The organism is Thauera mechernichensis (assembly GCF_029588855.1).
GTDB classification, from domain to species: Bacteria; Pseudomonadota; Gammaproteobacteria; order Burkholderiales; family Rhodocyclaceae; genus Thauera; species Thauera mechernichensis.
This window is the reverse complement of sequence record NZ_JARQZE010000006.1, coordinates 145,850-161,451: the sequence shown is the minus strand read 5'-3', so window position 1 is coordinate 161,451 and position 15,602 is coordinate 145,850. Positions and strand designations below refer to the sequence as shown.

Genomic DNA, 15,602 nt, shown 5'->3' with positions numbered 1-15,602 from the left:
CCGAGAGCACTCGATCAACCTGCCGCCAATCGCCGCCATGCCATCACCTGTTCGCCTGATCCTGCCTCTGCTGGTGCTTCTGATTGCCGCGCTGGCGTGGCTGAAACCGCTCGATCAGATTGCCGAGGCCCACGCCGAGGCGGGGCTCAAGCGTGCGGTGGCGAGTTTCGCCGCGGCGCGCGCCTTGAATGCGGTGATCTCGGTGGTGCAGGGCACCGAAGTCAGCGGGGGCGTGGTGGTCGGTGTCAAGCTCGCGCCCGGCCAGGTGCTGGACCCGGTGAATGACCTGATCGAGCAGTTCTCCACCCTGATGTTGGCAGCGAGCATCGCGTTTGGCGCACAGTTGCTGTTGATGCAGATCGGTGCTGGCTGGCTGGTGGCCGCGGCCCTCACCGTGGTCGCGGTGGCCTGGGCCGTGTGTTGCCTGCGCGGGCCGCCGCCGGCCTGGCTGTCGCGGGTGCTGGTGGCCTTGCTGCTGGTGCGCTTCATCGTGCCGGTGGCGGCGCTGACGAGCGAGTATGCCTTCCAGGCCTTCATGGCTGACGAGTACCGCGTGCACCAGCAGGGCATCGAGCAGGCGGCCGACTCCTTCGGCGCGCTGCCGGTGGCCGAGGAGGCGGCCAAGTTGCGCTGGTGGGAGGTGCGCGAGCGGATCGACGCGCTCAAGGCAGCAGCCGAGCGCATCGTCGATCACACCATCCGCATCGCGGTGGTGTTCCTGCTGCAGACGCTGGTGCTGCCTGTGCTGGTGATGTGGGGGATGCTGCAGGCCGGGCGGCTGCTGTTGTCGCCGCGGGGGCAAGGCGCCTAGCGCGGGCGCGGGCGGCCGCGCCCGGTGCTTGAGTCTGCGTCCTGCGCAGACTATGGTGTGTGCCCCAAGAGAGACGGAAAACAACAACAATGGATGAGCAGTTCCAACGCATGAAGGTGCTCGGCGCCGGCATCTTCAGCCTGATGCTTGCGCTCGGCGTAGCACGTTTCGCCTATACGCCCCTGCTGCCGCTGATGCAGGCACAGGCCGGCCTCGGGCTTGCCGAGGGCGGCTGGCTGGCGGCGATCAACTACCTGGGCTATCTGAGCGGTGCATTGCTCGCGGCATCGATCAGCAATCTGGTGCTCAAGGACCGCCTGTACCGTATCGGCATGGTGATGGCGGTGCTGACCACGGTGATGATGGGGCTGACGACCGATTTCTGGGTATGGGCCGCGTCGCGCTACCTGGCTGGGCTGTCGAGCGCGGCGTCGATGCTGCTCGGTACCGGGCTGATCCTGAACTGGCTGATCCGCCACAACCACCGCAGCGAGCTCGGTATCCACTTCGCCGGCATCGGCCTGGGCATCGCGGGTTGTTCGCTGGCGGTGGCGCTGATGAGCCAGTGGCTCGACTGGCGTGCGCAGTGGTTCGTCTTCACGGTGATCGCCTGCGGGCTGCTGGTGCCGGCGCTGTCCTGGCTACCGGCGCCTGATACCAGCGGGGTGACGCGGAGCGGCGCACCCATGCACGACGACCCGCCCAGCCCGCTGTTCATGCGCATCTTCATGGCGTCCTATTTCTGCGCCGGGATTGGCTTCGTGGTCAGCGCGACCTTCATCGTCGCCATCGTCAACCGCCTGCCGGGGCTGGAAGGCCAGGGTAGCTGGAGCTTTCTTGCCATCGGCCTGGCAGCGATGCCGGCCTGTATCGTGTGGGATTTCGTCGCCCGTCGCACAGGCGCCCTCAATGCGCTGATCCTTGCCGCCGTGCTGCAGATCGTCGGCATCCTGCTGCCGGTGGTGGTGGGCGGCATGGTGGGGGCGATCGCAGGCGCGCTGCTCTTCGGCGGCACCTTCGTCGGCATGGTGAGCCTGGTGCTGACCATGGCCGGACGCTACTACCCCACGCGGCCAGCGAAGATGATGGGCAAGATGACCATCTCCTACGGCGTCGCGCAGATCCTCGGCCCGGCGGTCACCGGCTGGCTGGGCGCCACCTTCGGCAGCTATGCGGGTGGCCTGTACTTTGCCGCCGCCATGATGGTGGTGGGCACCATCCTGCTGTTGATGCTGAAGGCGGTGGAGCGCCGCGACCGCGAGGGTGCGCAGGCCTGAGCCGCGGCAGGGGCCAACCCGGGTTGCGAGGCGCCGCCGCCTGATCCATCGGGGGCCGCACAAATTTCCCCTCCATGGCCGTGAAGTGCGAAAATGCGCGCGCAGCGCGTGCTATTTTTTCGCGTCTGCTGCGCGCACGGTCCTCACGTTCCTACAGGGGCGATGAGGGGCCGGCCATCGTTCGTCACCACAAGATCAAGGTCCAGGGGGAAACAATGTCTGCAGGGAATTCGAAGATCATCTACACGCTCACCGACGAGGCGCCGCTGCTGGCGACGTGCGCGTTCCTTCCGATCGTCCGCACCTTCACCGCACCCGCAGGCGTCGAGGTGGAGAAGGCCGACATCTCGGTTTCGGCGCGTGTGCTTGCCGAGTTTCCCGAGTACCTGAGCGAAGATCAGCGCGTGCCCAACACGCTCGCCGAGCTGGGCAAGAAGACCCTCGAGCCCGACGCCAACATCATCAAGCTGCCCAACATCAGTGCCTCGGTGGCGCAGCTCAAGGCCTGCATCAAGGAGCTCCAGGAAAAGGGCTACAAGATCCCCGACTTCCCTGAGGATCCGAAGACGGACGAGGAAAAGGACATCCGCGCGCGCTATGGCCGCTGCCTCGGTTCTGCGGTCAACCCGGTGCTGCGCGAAGGTAACTCCGACCGCCGCGCACCGGCCGCGGTCAAGAACTTCGCCAAGAAGAACCCGCACTCGATGGGTGAGTGGAAGCAGTGGTCGCAGACCCACGTCTCGCACATGCACCACGGCGACTTCTACCACGGCGAGAAGTCGATGACGCTCGACCGCGCACGCTCGGTCAAGATGGAGCTGATCACCAAGTCGGGCAAGACCGTGGTGCTCAAGCCCAGGACCGACCTGCTCGAAGGCGAGATCATCGACTCGATGTTCATGAGCAAGAAGGCGCTGTGCGAGTTCTACGAGAAGGAGCTTGACGACTGCCGCGAGGCCGGCATCCTGTTCTCGCTGCACGTGAAGGCGACGATGATGAAGGTCTCGCACCCGATCGTCTTCGGTCACTGCGTCAAGATCTACTACAAGGACGCCTTCGCCAAGCACGGCAAGCTGTTCGAAGAGCTGGGCATCAACGTCAACAACGGCATGGTCGACCTCTACGAGAAGATCAAGACCCTGCCCGAATCCAAGCGCGACGAGATCATCCGCGACCTGCATGCCTGCCAGGAGCATCGTCCGGCGCTGGCCATGGTCGATTCGGCCAAGGGCATCACCAACTTCCATTCGCCCAACGACATCATCGTTGACGCGTCGATGCCGGCGATGATCCGTCAGGGCGGCAAGATGTGGGGTGCGGACGGCAAGCAGTACGACGCCAAGGCGGTCATGCCGGAATCGACCTTCGCCCGCATCTACCAGGAGATGATCAACTTCTGCAAGTGGCACGGCAACTTCGACCCGCGCACGATGGGCACGGTGCCGAACGTCGGCCTGATGGCGCAGAAGGCCGAGGAGTATGGCTCGCACGACCGCACCTTCGAGATCGTCGAAGACGGTGTGGCCAACATCACCGATCTCGACACCGGCGAGGTGCTGCTGTCGCAGAACGTCGAAGAGGGCGATATCTGGCGCATGTGCCAGGTCAAGGATGCGCCGATCCGCGACTGGGTCAAGCTCGCCGTCACGCGCGCGCGCAACTCCGGCATGCCGGCCATCTTCTGGCTCGACCCCTATCGTCCGCACGAGAACGAGCTCATCAAGAAGGTGCGCACCTACCTCAAGGAGCACGACACCACAGGCCTCGACATCCAGATCATGAGCCAGGTGCGTGCGATGCGTTACACGCTCGAGCGCGTGATCCGCGGCCTCGACACCATCTCGGTGACCGGCAACATCCTGCGCGACTACCTCACCGACCTGTTCCCGATCATGGAACTGGGCACCAGCGCCAAGATGCTGTCGATCGTTCCGCTGATGGCCGGTGGCGGCATGTACGAGACCGGCGCCGGCGGTTCGGCACCCAAGCACGTGCAGCAACTGGTGCAGGAGAACCATCTGCGCTGGGATTCGCTGGGCGAGTTCCTTGCCCTGGCGGTGTCGCTCGAGGACCTCGGCATCAAGACCGGCAACGACAAGGCCAAGCTGCTCGCCAAGACCCTGGACGAAGCGACCGGCCGCCTGCTCGACGAGAACAAGTCGCCCTCGCCCAAGACCGGCCAGCTCGACAACCGCGGTAGCCAGTTCTACCTGGCCAAGTTCTGGGCCGAGCGCCTGGCTACGCAGACCGAGGACGCAGAACTGGCGGCGAAGTTCGCGCCCCTCGCCAAGGACCTGGCCGACAACGAGGCGAAGATCATCGCCGAACTGGCCGAAGTTCAGGGCAAGCCCGCTGACATCGGTGGCTACTACAAGGCCGACCCCGAGAAGTGCAAGGCAGTGATGCGTCCGAGCGCCACGCTCAACAGCATCCTGCGTGCCGCAGGGGCCTGATGCAGGCGCCGGCCTGACCGGCGTGCAGCAATGAGACGCGTGGGCGAGCCGCCGAGCGGTTCGCCCACGCGTTTTTTCTTGGTTTCGATATCTTTCCGGTCATGAACGGGATCTTCTTCGGCATCGTCCTCATTGCCTTCGTCGCCGCCGCCTGGCGGCAGTTCAGCCACGTCCCGGTCGACGGCGTGCAGTCGCCGATGGAGGTGCTGTCCGCAGGCATGATCTCGTCCGCCAGCGGCGCGGTGGAACTCGCGCTCGGCCTGGTGGGGGTAATGACGCTGTTCCTTGGCCTGATGAAGGTGGCTGAGGCTGGCGGGCTGCTGGTGATCATCGCGCGCCTGATCCGGCCCTTGATGACCCGGCTGTTCCCCGAGGTACCGCCCAACCATCCGGCGATGGGGGCGATGATCCTCAACCTGTCGGCCAATGCGCTTGGCCTGGGCAATGCCGCCACGCCTTTCGGCATCCGTGCCATGCAGGAGCTCGACAAGCTCAATACCCGGCCCGGTACGGCGACCAACTCGATGGCGCTGTTCCTTGCCATCAACACTTCCAGCATCACGCTGCTGCCCACCGGCGTCATCGCCATCCGCGCTGCGGCCGGCTCGGCCGATCCCGCTGCCATCCTGCCGACGACGTTGTTCGCGACCGTGTGCGCCACCATTGCCGCCATCACCGCGGCACTGATCTACAAGCGCTTCTCGGCCCTTGGCCCGGTCGATCCGGCCGCCGCTGCGATGGAGCGGCCCTGGGTGGCCGACGATCCGGCGCGTGAGGCGGTGGACGACCCCGGCGCTTACCCCTTGTGGGTGTCCGTCCTCGCCCTGGGCGCCATCATCGCGCTCATTCCCGCGACCATCGTTTGGGGGCGCGTGATCTCGCCGTGGATCATCCCCGGGCTGATGATGGGCTTCCTGCTTTTTGGCGTGTTGCGCGGGGTGCGCATCTACGAGGTCTTCGTCGACGGCGCCAAGGACGGTTTCCAGGTGGCGCTGCGCATCATTCCCTACCTGGTTGCGATCCTGGTCGCGGTCGGCATGTTCCGCGCCAGCGGGGCGATGGACGTGATGGTGAACCTGCTCGGCGGGCTCACCTCCCGCGTCGGCCTGCCGCCGGAGGCACTACCGATGGCCTTGCTGCGCCCGCTGTCCGGTTCGGGCGCCTACGGCGTGATGGCCTCGATCATCAACGACCCGGCGATCGGGCCCGACAGTTACGTCGGTTACCTCGTCACCACGCTGCAGGGCTCGACCGAGACCACCTTCTACGTGCTGGCGGTGTATTTCGGCGCGGTGCAGATCCGCCGCATCCGCCACACCCTGGCGGCGGCGCTGACCGCGGACGTGGTCGCGGTGGCAGCCGCGGTAGCGATCTGCTCCTACCTGTTCCTGTAGTTCCGTCGTGCCGGCTTGTGTTCCAAAAAATGTTGATTTCTTGATGATGTGACAAAATCGCGAGGCGCTTTGGCGCTTGGATGCTAGCTTTTGGGGCTCGCGCGCAGCATCACGAATATGGAGCTTGAACGTTTTGAGCGGTAAGTTTCGCATCGGTTTGATGGCTCCCCTGAGTGGCGTGGTCAGTCTTTATGGCCCGGAGATCGTCGCCGCGGCGACGATTGCCTGCGCCGAGGTCAATGAGCAGGGCGGGATTCTCGGGTGCGCGCTCGAGTTGATCGTCGAGGATGATGGCAGCTTGCCGGCGACGGCGATGTCGGCGGCTGAACGCCTGATCGATGAGCACGGTTGTGTTGCCCTCATCGGCAATCTGCTGTCCAACGCCCGTATCGACGTGGCCTACCGCGTAGCCGAGCCACGACGGGTACCGCTGCTCAACTTCTCCTTCTACGAGGGCAGCATCCGCTCGCCCTACTTCTTCCACTTTGCCGCGCTGCCCAATCAGCAGATCGACAGAATGATCCCCTTCGCGGCCCGGCATCATGGCCTGAAGGTGTTTTTTGCCGGCAACAATTACGAGTGGCCAAGGGGCTCGATCGACGCGGCCAAGCGCGCACTGACCGAGCTCGAGGGCGATGTGGTGGGCGAGGCGTATCTTCCGCTCGGTGTCGTAGCCGACCAGGTTGAGGCCTTGATGGCACAGCTCGCCCGCTCCGGTGCGGATGTGTTCGTACCGTACTTTGCCGGGGTGGACCAGATTGCGGTGCTCACGCGCTTCACCGAGCTCGGACTCAAGCCACGGATGGCCGTCATCACGGGGCATTTCGACGAGCTGATGGCCAGCCAGCTGCCGCCCGAGGTGAGGGCGGGCGTGTATGTGAGCAATACCTATTTCATGTCGGTCGACACCCCGCTCAATCGCAGCTATCTCCAGCGCCTGCAGCAGCAGCAGGGAGTGAGCGGGATCTGGCCCGATGGAAACGGTGTTCTGACCCATTTCGGCGAGGCGGCCTACCTGTGCGTGCACGCTTTCGCCACTGCGGCTCGTGCCGCGGGTGGCGTCAGTAACCCGGCGCTGATCGGTGCGCTGCGCCGAGTCGAGGTAAGTGGTCCGCAGGGCGAAGTCCGGATGGATCCCGTGACCCAGCATGCAAGCGTCAATGTCCATCTGGCACGCTGCACCCGCGACGGGGTGTTCGAGATCGTCGAGCACTTCGGTTGCATCGAGCCGCGCATCCCTGCGCGCTATCAGGCCGAGATCGACCAGGAGCGGGGCCTCGAGCTGCCAAGCCCGGCGCTGACGGCCCGGCTCGCTGCGGAGATCGGCGCCAGCCGGCAGCCCCTCGAGTCGGCCCAGCGCATCCTGTCGGTGGCCGACATGGCGATCATCACGACCGATGGCGAAGGCGTGATCAGCCAGTGCAACCTCAGCGCGGAGGCGATGTTTGGCTACGAGGCTGGCGAGCTCGTCGGCCTGTCGGTTCATCACCTCGTACCCCCGCATTTTCGTGAGCGCCATACGGCCTTGGTCAAGGCCTTCATCGACAGTGAGGAAACCGAGCGCCGCATGGGTCGGCGCAACGAGATCACCGGCTATCGCAAGGATGGCAGCTTCTTTCCGCTCGAAGCCTCGATCGCGAAGTTCCATGACGGTCGGGGTTGGTTGCTGGTGGTCACCCTGCGTGACATCACCGAGCGCAAGGAGGCCGAGGCTACCCTGACCTGGCAGGCAACCCACGATACGCTGACAGGACTGCCGAACCGCGCGCTGATCCGGGACCGTCTCACCAATGCGCTGCAACGCTCGCGGCGCAGCGGCCTGATCGTGGCTTTGCTCTTCATTGATCTGGATGGCTTCAAGTTGATCAACGGTGCGCATGGCCACGCAGCCGGTGACGAGTTGCTGAAGACGGTCGCGAGGCGCCTGATCGAACAGATTCGGCCCGGGGACACAGTTGCGCGTCTGGGCAGCGATGAGTTCGTGGTGCTGTGCGAGCAGGTCGAGCAACCGACCAGCATGTCGGTGCTGGCCGAACGCATCAACGACGCCTTGCGCTTGGCGATCGAGGTCGACGGCAACGCCCTGTACGTCACTGCCAGCATCGGCATCGCGGTTGGTAACGGCACCACCCACGCCCCGGACGACCTCCTGCGTCATGCCGATACGGCCATGCATGCAGTGAAGGCCCGCAGCGGGGACGGCTGGCAGTTCTTCAGCGAGGGGCTGGAGGAGAAGGCGCGTCAGCGGCTCATGATCAGTACCGGTTTGCGCCTGGCGATCGAGCGCAACGAGTTGTCCCTGCGCTACCAGCCCATCGTGGCGGCGGAAACGGCCAGGATTGTGGGCGCAGAGCTCCTGCTGCGCTGGCACCCGCCGACGGGCGAAGTGTCGCCGGCCATCTTCATTCCCATTGCCGAACTGAGTGGTGCGATCGTGCCGATCGGTGAGTGGGTGTTGAGGCAGGCCTGCCGCTGCGAGGCAAGCTGGCGTCAGCGCTGGGGCGAGCAGGCGCCGTATGTTTCGGTGAACCTGTCGGCACGCCAACTGGGTGAGGAGAATCTGCCGGAGGTGTTCGCGGCCATCCTGCGCGACACGGGGGCGGACCCTTCGCGGTTGCTGCTTGAGATCACAGAGACCGCGCTGATGGCCGACGTCGAGGCGAATCTGCGCGTATTGCGGCGCCTGGCCGAGTTCGGCCTGCGCGTGGCCGTCGACGACTTCGGCACGGGCTACTCGTCGCTGTCGCAGCTGACACGGCTCCCGGTAGATGTGCTGAAGATTGACCGCGCCTTCGTGGACGGTCTAGAACGGAGCGAGGAAAACCGCGCCGTGATCCGCGCGGTGGCCGGCCTTGGCGCAGCGCTGGGCTTGAAGCTTGTCGCCGAAGGCGTCGAGAACGATGCACAGCGCCAGGAGTTGTGCGCCTGCGGTTGTGAAATGCTGCAGGGCTACCATTTCTACCGCCCTCTCATCGAGGCCGATTTCGCGCGTCACTTCCAGGCTCAGCAGGCTGATGGGGGGGAGGCAAACGCGCCGTCGCTCTACTACCTCATCTATGTGAGCCGCGCACAGGTGGAGGTCGGAACGGATACGCTCAAGGCGTTGCGGCAGGTGATGCAGCGCCGCAATCGTCTCGAGGGGCTGTCCGGTTGCCTGCTCTACATGAACGGTGAGTTCATGCAGATGATTGAGGGTCAGCGCGAGGCGGTCGAAGCGCTCATGCGCAGGATTCGACAGGATCCGCTGCACCGTGACATCCGCGTCGTCGTCGAGGGCTCGGCGGCCCGTCGCGTGTTTGTCGACTGGGGTATGGTCGTGCATGACCTCGAGTCACTGCCCGGTTGCTCGCTTGCCGGCGAGGACGACAAGGCCGCATCACCGCTCACCTTCTCCAGGGTCGCGGACGACGCGCGCCTGTGTTACGTGCTCATCACGGCGCATGCAAGTGGCGGCGCGCCGAGGCGTTAAGCGAATTGTCGTGGTCTGCCCGAGCGGGCCATAGTGTGACGGGCTCGTCGATCGGGAGCGAAATTCGATCGACGGGGTCTGACTCGCTCGATTCAAACGCTGGAGACCTGTTTCATGACCGCACTCATCATCGGCCTGGTGCTGTTTCTCTGTACGCATTCGGCGCGCATCGTTGCCGAGGACAACCGCGCCCAGTACATCGCACACTACGGCGCCGCAAAGTGGAAGCTGGCCTACTCGATCGTCTCGGTGATTGGCCTGGTGCTGATTGTCTGGGGCTATGCGCAGACGCGCTACGACCCGGTGTACCTGTGGTTCCCGCCGGTGTGGACGCGCCATCTGGCAGCCCTGCTGCTGCTGCCGGCCTTCATCCTGCTGGTGGCGACCTACCTGCCGGGCACGCGCATGAAGTCGGCGCTCGGCCACCCGATGAGCGCGGGGGTGAAGCTGTGGGCGCTGGCGCATCTGATTTCGAACGGTACGCTGGCAGACGTGCTGCTGTTCGGCAGTTTCCTGGTGTGGTCGATCGCCGCGTTCGCCAGTGCGCGCAAGCGTGATCGCGCACATGGCGTGGTACGCGCGGATGGCGCGCTCGGCCGCGACGCGCTCGCCGTGCTGATCGGCGCCGGGGTCTGGTTCGTGTTTGCACGCTACCTGCACGCCTGGCTGTTCGGGGTGGCGCCCTTCGGCTGAGCTTGCCGGCTGCGGGGCTGGCGTCTAGGCTGCAGCAACAGCCTGGAGGCCGTCGCCATGCGCAGATTCCTCTTGTCCGTCCTGGTCGGGGCGTGCATATCCTCCGCCGTCCTGGCGCAGGCCCGCCCGCCCATTCCTGCCGTCGTGCTCACGCACATGAACGACCTGGACCGCCGCTGCACTGCAGCCGGCGGGCGTGCCGGCAGCGGGCGTTATGTCGTTGCACAGGATTTCACCGGCGACGGCCGCCTCGATTACCTGCTGTCCGAAGGCGATTACGATTGCACCGGCCGCCCCGGCCTGTTCCGCCAGGGGGGTGTGGCGCGGGTCGATATCTTCGTCGTCGACGCGCGCAACAATGCACGCCGGGTCTATTCGGATCAGCTGATTGCCTACCGTGTACTCGCCGGCAAGCCAGCCAAGGTGCAGATTGCGCGCCGTGGTGCGGCCTGTGGGCCGGGCAGCAGCGCCAGTACGCAGTGCGCTGCCCAGCTGGCCTGGAATGGCCATGGTTTTGGCGAGGCGGTTGCCGTCAGCGATGCCAGCGAGGGCAAGGCTGCGGCGCCTCGGCCAGCCACGGCGGCGGTAGCTGCAGCGCCGGCAGGGAGTACGGCTGCTGCTGGTCCGGCCCCGCCACCGCTGGTGGTCCAGCCCGAGGCGCGGCCGCGTTTTCTGGCCGATTGCCGCCGCTTCTATGTGTCGCTCAGCGCGGATGCGGCGCGCTGGGCAGACGAACAATGCGCAGCCGACTGGGAAAAGATCGGCGCGAGTGCGGCGGCAACCGATGCCCTGCTGGCGGCCTTGCCGGCGGCAGCGGGCGAGGCGGTGCCTGTCGCCGCCCTGCGCCAACGTCTCGGCGGTGTGCGCTGGGCAGCGAAGGCGAGTTCGCGCGAATTGTCGGCGAGCGGCAAGCTGGGCAGGTTCGAGGTGTCGGTCAGCGGTTCGCCCGCGGCCAGGACAGTGGCCATGAACTGGATGGCAGTCGGCGCTGAGCCACCCTATGACATCGTCGGTGCGATGCGTGCGCGTGGTGTGCAGCTGACCGAGATCGCCTGCGAGGAGTTCGGCAGCGGAGAGTGGCAGCGCGTTTTTTCCGGCGTGGCACCAGGGCGCGCACCGTTCAGGCTCGAGGTGGCGCAGCGCGTTGCGCCGACGGCAAATGCCAACTCGTACTATGGCGCTACCATCGATCTCTCGGGACAGGCTCCGCGGGCGGGGGCGGCCCAGGCGTGCCGCAATCCGAGCAATCTCTTGATGTAGGGCGCGGCAGGCCGGTGCTGCGTCCGGCACGACCAGGAGGTGGGCGCCATGTATGTCGGACCATCGCAGCATGCGCACGCCTGGCGGGCGTTCTTTACCGCACGCAGCTGGGAGCCGCAGCTGTTTGCCGATCTTGTCGAGCGTGACGAGATCGGCGCTGCGTTCTTCGAGATCGAGACCCAGATCAACGGCCTGTATCGCTCGCTGCAGATGTCGCAGGCGCTGGCCCAGCGCTTCGGCTTGTCCGTGGACGAAGACCGCCGGGGCGAGGTCGAGCTGAAGGCGCGCTGGCTGTCAATGTGCCCGATCGTGGCGGGTTGCTGCCAGGCTGGGACGCGATCATCACCTACAACTTCGACGACCTGATGGGCGAGGCGCTCGATGAGGCCGGACTCGCGCGTGCGGCCTACGCAATGCGCGCAGATGAGCTCGCTGGCGACCCGAACACGCTGGCGCGAGAGCAGGGCCAGCACGCCTTGCATCAGGGCATCTACCATGTGCATGGCTACACGCCGCGGAGGCTTTTCCGGATCACCCATGTGCGCTTCGTGTTTTCCACCAGCCAGTACGAGTGCACGTATGGCGGCAGCCGCGCCGGTATTGTCGGCGAGGTGTTCGCACGCTGGCTCGCCAACCCCGTGCATCATGCGCTGTACGTCGGTTGCTCGTTTGCGGACGAGGAGATGAACCGGCTGCTGCGCGATGCCGCGAAGGTCTTGCCTGGGCGTTACCACTACGCGCTACTGAAGTGGCCAGGGTCCTGTCGCCATTCCGAGGCGAGCGCGATGGAGCTTGCGCTGGCCTCGGCGCCCTATCTCTCGATGGGGGTGCGCCCGCTCTGGTTTGACGATTTTGGCGAGATTGCGGGCCTGATTCGCCGGCTGGCCTGAGCGTGGTGTGGCCGTTCGTCGCCTAGCCGCTGTTGGCCACGCGCACCGGCACCTGCCGGCATTCGCTGGCGATGGGTTTGTGGCTGCGGCCATCGAGCAGCACGCTCTTCCACGGCAGGTCGATCCACACCAGGCCACTGGCGGGGTCCTCGAAGCGCGGCAGGCCGGAGTGCGACAGGTCGCGCTCGAGCAGGTACTGATTGCCGTTCCAGCCGAGCTGGATGCGGTTGTTGATGCGCTCCTGCATGTCGCGCCGAACCTGCACGCGCACGCCGTGCTCGCAGCCGTAGTCGCCACTGGCAAGCGCGAAGTCGAGCTGTCCGTTGCGGTGCGCCGGGCCCGCGTCCGGCAGCTGGGCGACCGGGGATGGGCGTACGGAGCTGAAGCAGGCCGACAGCAGGAGAGGTAGGGTAGCGATGGCGATCGTGGACAGGCGGATCATGAGAAAAACTCTGAATGAAACGGTGCAAGTGATTGTAGATCAACAATAAAACGCATTGTTCACCGTTACAGCTCAGTCCTGTGCGTGTCTGCACGCGGCGTATGTGTCGCTTACACGCGCAGTAGCACCGTTTTCAGCGGCGGCTTGTCGTCAAGGCTGGGGAAGTCGTCTTCGGGGGTGATCCATTCGGCCTCGCGCAGCGGCCTGCCGGCCTTGCGCGCACTGCGTTCGAGCTGGTCGAGCCAGGCCTCGCGATCGACCTGGGCAACGTTGTTGCAGCACACCAGGGTGCCGCCTTCGGCGGTGGCGAGCAGCGCGGGCTTGAACAGGGCGGCGTAGTCGTTGATGAGGTCGACGACGCCGAACGGGCTCTTGGCGTAGCGCGGCGGATCGAGGAAGACGATGTCGAAGCGGTGTGGCTCGAGGGCGGGGAACGGCGGCAGGTGCTTGCCGCGCACCATCCGGGGCTGACCGATGCCGGCGTACTGGCGCAGGGCGGCGAAGGCGTCGCACTTGATGAAGCGCGGGCGAGTCGCCAGCGTGTTGAGGGGGGCGTTGTCCTTGCCGACGGCAAGGCTGGATTCGGCGAAATCCACGTTGATCACATGGCGTGCGCCGGCCTTGGCGGCGGCGATGCCGACCCCGCAGGTGTAGGCGAACATGTTGAGCAAGGACTTGCCCGGCGCTTCCTGCATGATGCGCCGGCGTGCGGCGCGCAGGTCGAGGAACAGCCAGGGGTCCTGGCCGGCGTGGCGGGCCTGGAAGCGGTAGCGCACGCCGAGTTCGGAGAACTCGCAGGGTGTTTCGGCGACCGCCTGCTGTTCGGGCGGCAGCGGGTTGGCAATGCGCGAATGCTTGCCGCTGCGATCGTTCCAGATCAGCGGCAGGCCGGGCAGGGCGGTGGCGTAGAAGGCCTGCAGTTCGGCGAGGCTGTCGAGGCTGAGCGGGTGGTGAAAGGTCTGCACCAGCAGCATCGGTCCGTAGCGGTCGACGGTGAGGCCGGGCTCGCCTTCGACCGTGCCGTGGAACAGGCGGTAGGCGTCGGTGTGTTCGGCGGCGAGGCGCTCGATCAGGGGCGCGCGGGCGGCGAGCGCGGTGGCGAGCAGGTCGGTGAGGGTCGAGGACATGGGGCGCTCCGGCGCTGGGCGCGCCAGTATGCCCCAGGGCGAGGCTTCAGCGATCGACTTCGAACTCGAACAGACCGGTGATCTCGGGCAGTTGCAGGCGCAGGCGCCAGCGCCCGGGTTCGGGCAGTGCCGCCTTGGCGACATAGCTGCCGGGGCCGGCGAGCGTGTGCTGCAGCGGGATGGGCGCGCGGTCGTGGTCGGGCATGTCGAGGCTGAGGTCGAACGCCAGCGTGGCGGGTGCAGGCTGAGCAGTGGGGCCGATGAGGTCGAAGCTGAAGCTCACCTGACGCTCGGCGTCGAGCGTCATGCGGCCGCGCACTTCCCAGATGTTCGCCGTGCCGTGGAACACCAGACCGCCGCGCTCGGCGCCGGGCGCCGGGGGGATCGGCCCCACGGCGTTGAGGCGGGCCTCGTCGCGCACCGTGAACACCATGGCGACGAAGGCCACGATCAGCAGCAGGAAAAGCCCGCCGACAATGAGCGCAACCAGGCGCGCCTGGCGCGCTGCGGGTGCGCCCGCGCTGCGGGAGGGGGGTGTCGAGGATGAGGCCATGCCGGGCTTCCTGGTCTGGGACGAGGCCGGTAGTGTGCCGCAAGCGGCGCTGCGGATGCTACGACCCTGGGCGCAGTCCTGCGCCGAGGCGGTCGATCATGGCGCGCAGGGCGCGGATCTGGACGCCGTTACGCGTCGCGTAGTGCTCGTCGGTGTAGCCCCACCAGTCCCAGCAGCCGTTCGGGTTACGCCAGGGGATGGACACTGCCTGCGGGAACAGCACGACCAGGCGGTTGGCGTCGGCCCAGCGGTCGTAGCCGGTGTTCTTCACGAAGGTGGTGCCGTTATAGAGCCCGCCGCCCGGCGGGCGCTTGAGAGGCAGGTAACTCTGGCCCTGCTTGCAGCCGTGCAGTGCGATGTGGAGGCGGCAGCGCTCGCCCGCTTCGCACACCTGGGGGACATACACCCAGCCTGTCTTGTCCATGCCTGAGCCCCACAGGAAGTCGAACAGGCCGCCCTTGGGCACATAGCCACTTTGGTCGAACTCGACGAAACGGCCGGCCGCCGGCGTGCCCGCCGGGGCGGGCGGGACAGCGTCGGGATAGATCCAGCCGAGGATTGCGCCTGCGGCGTCGAAATCGCACTTGCCGATATAGGGTTCATCGGTGGTCGCGCAGGCGGCGCCGAAGTCGATGGTGGGCATCGTATGCCCGGCGCCGTCCAGGGCGATGGCTTTCAGGCTGTCCGGCGGCAGGCCGAAGGCGCCGTAGTAGTCGTGGAGCTGGCGTGCGATCGGTGTGGGTACCAGCCGGTCTTCGCCGCCGACGACCGTGGCAACGCGTTGGCGGGCGATGTTGGCAGGGTCGTCGATCAAGCCCTTTGCGAAGAAGCCCTGGGTGGCCGTCACCAGCGCCTGAACGGCCGCGCTGTGCTCGGTGACCTTGCAGCCGAGCATCGGTTCGCCGGTGCATGAGCACAGCGTGGTGGCGGTGATGACGTCGTTCTGGGCGCAGTAGTACGGGCCCCCGGCGACGATGCCTGCGCCCTTGATGATCGACGAGTGCGCGACCTGCAACTGCGCAGACATGAAGCCGCCGGAGGAGATGCCCGACACCGAGGTCTCGCGGATGTCGATGTTGAGCGCGGGAAGTGGCCCGGGCGGCGAGGCCGCTGCGGGGTTGGAGAGAACTGTGGCGAGGGCGAGCAGGCCGGATGCGAGCGCTTTCGATAGCGATGTCATGACGGATCTCCCGTTGTTGGCCGCCGGGCGGGAAACACCACGGCTGCGAATCG

The 15,602-nt window shown here is 66.2% G+C and carries 13 protein-coding genes; 9 read left to right on the top strand and 4 right to left on the bottom strand.

All coding sequences use genetic code 11. The features are described 5' to 3' along the window. Window positions 1-37 precede the first annotated feature (37 nt). The 9 genes from P7F68_RS11050 (at window position 38) to P7F68_RS11010 (ending at window position 12,247) form a co-directional block, all read left to right on the top strand. Window positions 38-811 (top strand): hypothetical protein, encoded by a 774-nt coding sequence (locus tag P7F68_RS11050; RefSeq protein ID WP_002926259.1) that lies wholly within the window; start codon window positions 38-40, stop codon window positions 809-811. 89 nt (window positions 812-900) lie between these two features. After that, window positions 901-2,088: a YbfB/YjiJ family MFS transporter gene (locus tag P7F68_RS11045; RefSeq protein ID WP_277833118.1), complete on the top strand. Its 1,188-nt coding sequence runs from the start codon at window positions 901-903 to the stop codon at window positions 2,086-2,088. Between the two features lie 215 nt (window positions 2,089-2,303). Continuing rightward, a complete protein-coding gene (locus P7F68_RS11040; protein ID WP_002926254.1) occupies window positions 2,304-4,541 on the top strand; it encodes an NADP-dependent isocitrate dehydrogenase in 2,238 nt (745 codons plus the stop codon). Between the two features lie 101 nt (window positions 4,542-4,642). Beyond that, complete coding sequence (locus tag P7F68_RS11035; RefSeq protein WP_002926251.1) at window positions 4,643-5,935, top strand: nucleoside recognition domain-containing protein; 1,293 nt, start codon at window positions 4,643-4,645, stop codon at window positions 5,933-5,935. A 76-nt stretch (window positions 5,936-6,011) separates the two neighbouring features. Then, on the top strand, window positions 6,012-9,404 hold the full coding sequence (locus P7F68_RS11030) for an EAL domain-containing protein (protein WP_422126331.1): 3,393 nt from the start codon (window positions 6,012-6,014) through the stop codon (window positions 9,402-9,404). Window positions 9,405-9,518: 114 nt separating this feature from the next. Next, window positions 9,519-10,097, top strand: a complete 579-nt coding sequence (locus P7F68_RS11025; protein WP_277833116.1) for an NnrU family protein — start codon at window positions 9,519-9,521, stop codon at window positions 10,095-10,097. A gap of 57 nt (window positions 10,098-10,154) precedes the next feature. After that, window positions 10,155-11,357, top strand: coding sequence for a hypothetical protein (locus tag P7F68_RS11020; protein WP_277833115.1), 1,203 nt, complete (start codon window positions 10,155-10,157; stop codon window positions 11,355-11,357). 48 nt (window positions 11,358-11,405) lie between these two features. Further along, window positions 11,406-11,723, top strand: a complete 318-nt coding sequence (locus tag P7F68_RS11015; protein WP_277833114.1) for a hypothetical protein — start codon at window positions 11,406-11,408, stop codon at window positions 11,721-11,723. Continuing rightward, the gene (locus P7F68_RS11010) at window positions 11,675-12,247 is read left to right on the top strand and encodes an SIR2 family protein (RefSeq protein ID WP_277833113.1); all 573 of its coding nucleotides are present in this window, start codon (window positions 11,675-11,677) and stop codon (window positions 12,245-12,247) included. The genes P7F68_RS11015 and P7F68_RS11010 overlap by 49 nt, the downstream gene beginning before the upstream one ends. Before the next feature lie 22 nt (window positions 12,248-12,269). Here P7F68_RS11010 and P7F68_RS11005 read toward each other — a convergent pair whose 3' ends face one another. The 4 genes from P7F68_RS11005 to P7F68_RS10990 form a co-directional block, all read right to left on the bottom strand. Beyond that, complete coding sequence (locus P7F68_RS11005) at window positions 12,270-12,689, bottom strand: hypothetical protein (RefSeq protein ID WP_002926243.1); 420 nt, start codon at window positions 12,687-12,689, stop codon at window positions 12,270-12,272. 110 nt (window positions 12,690-12,799) lie between these two features. Further along, window positions 12,800-13,816, bottom strand: coding sequence for a class I SAM-dependent rRNA methyltransferase (locus P7F68_RS11000; protein WP_277833112.1), 1,017 nt, complete (start codon window positions 13,814-13,816; stop codon window positions 12,800-12,802). A 46-nt stretch (window positions 13,817-13,862) separates the two neighbouring features. Beyond that, window positions 13,863-14,369 (bottom strand): AAA family ATPase, encoded by a 507-nt coding sequence (locus P7F68_RS10995; RefSeq protein ID WP_277833111.1) that lies wholly within the window; start codon window positions 14,367-14,369, stop codon window positions 13,863-13,865. A gap of 58 nt (window positions 14,370-14,427) precedes the next feature. Further along, window positions 14,428-15,549 (bottom strand): extracellular catalytic domain type 2 short-chain-length polyhydroxyalkanoate depolymerase, encoded by a 1,122-nt coding sequence (locus tag P7F68_RS10990; RefSeq protein ID WP_277833110.1) that lies wholly within the window; start codon window positions 15,547-15,549, stop codon window positions 14,428-14,430. Between the last annotated feature and the right edge of the window lie 53 nt (window positions 15,550-15,602).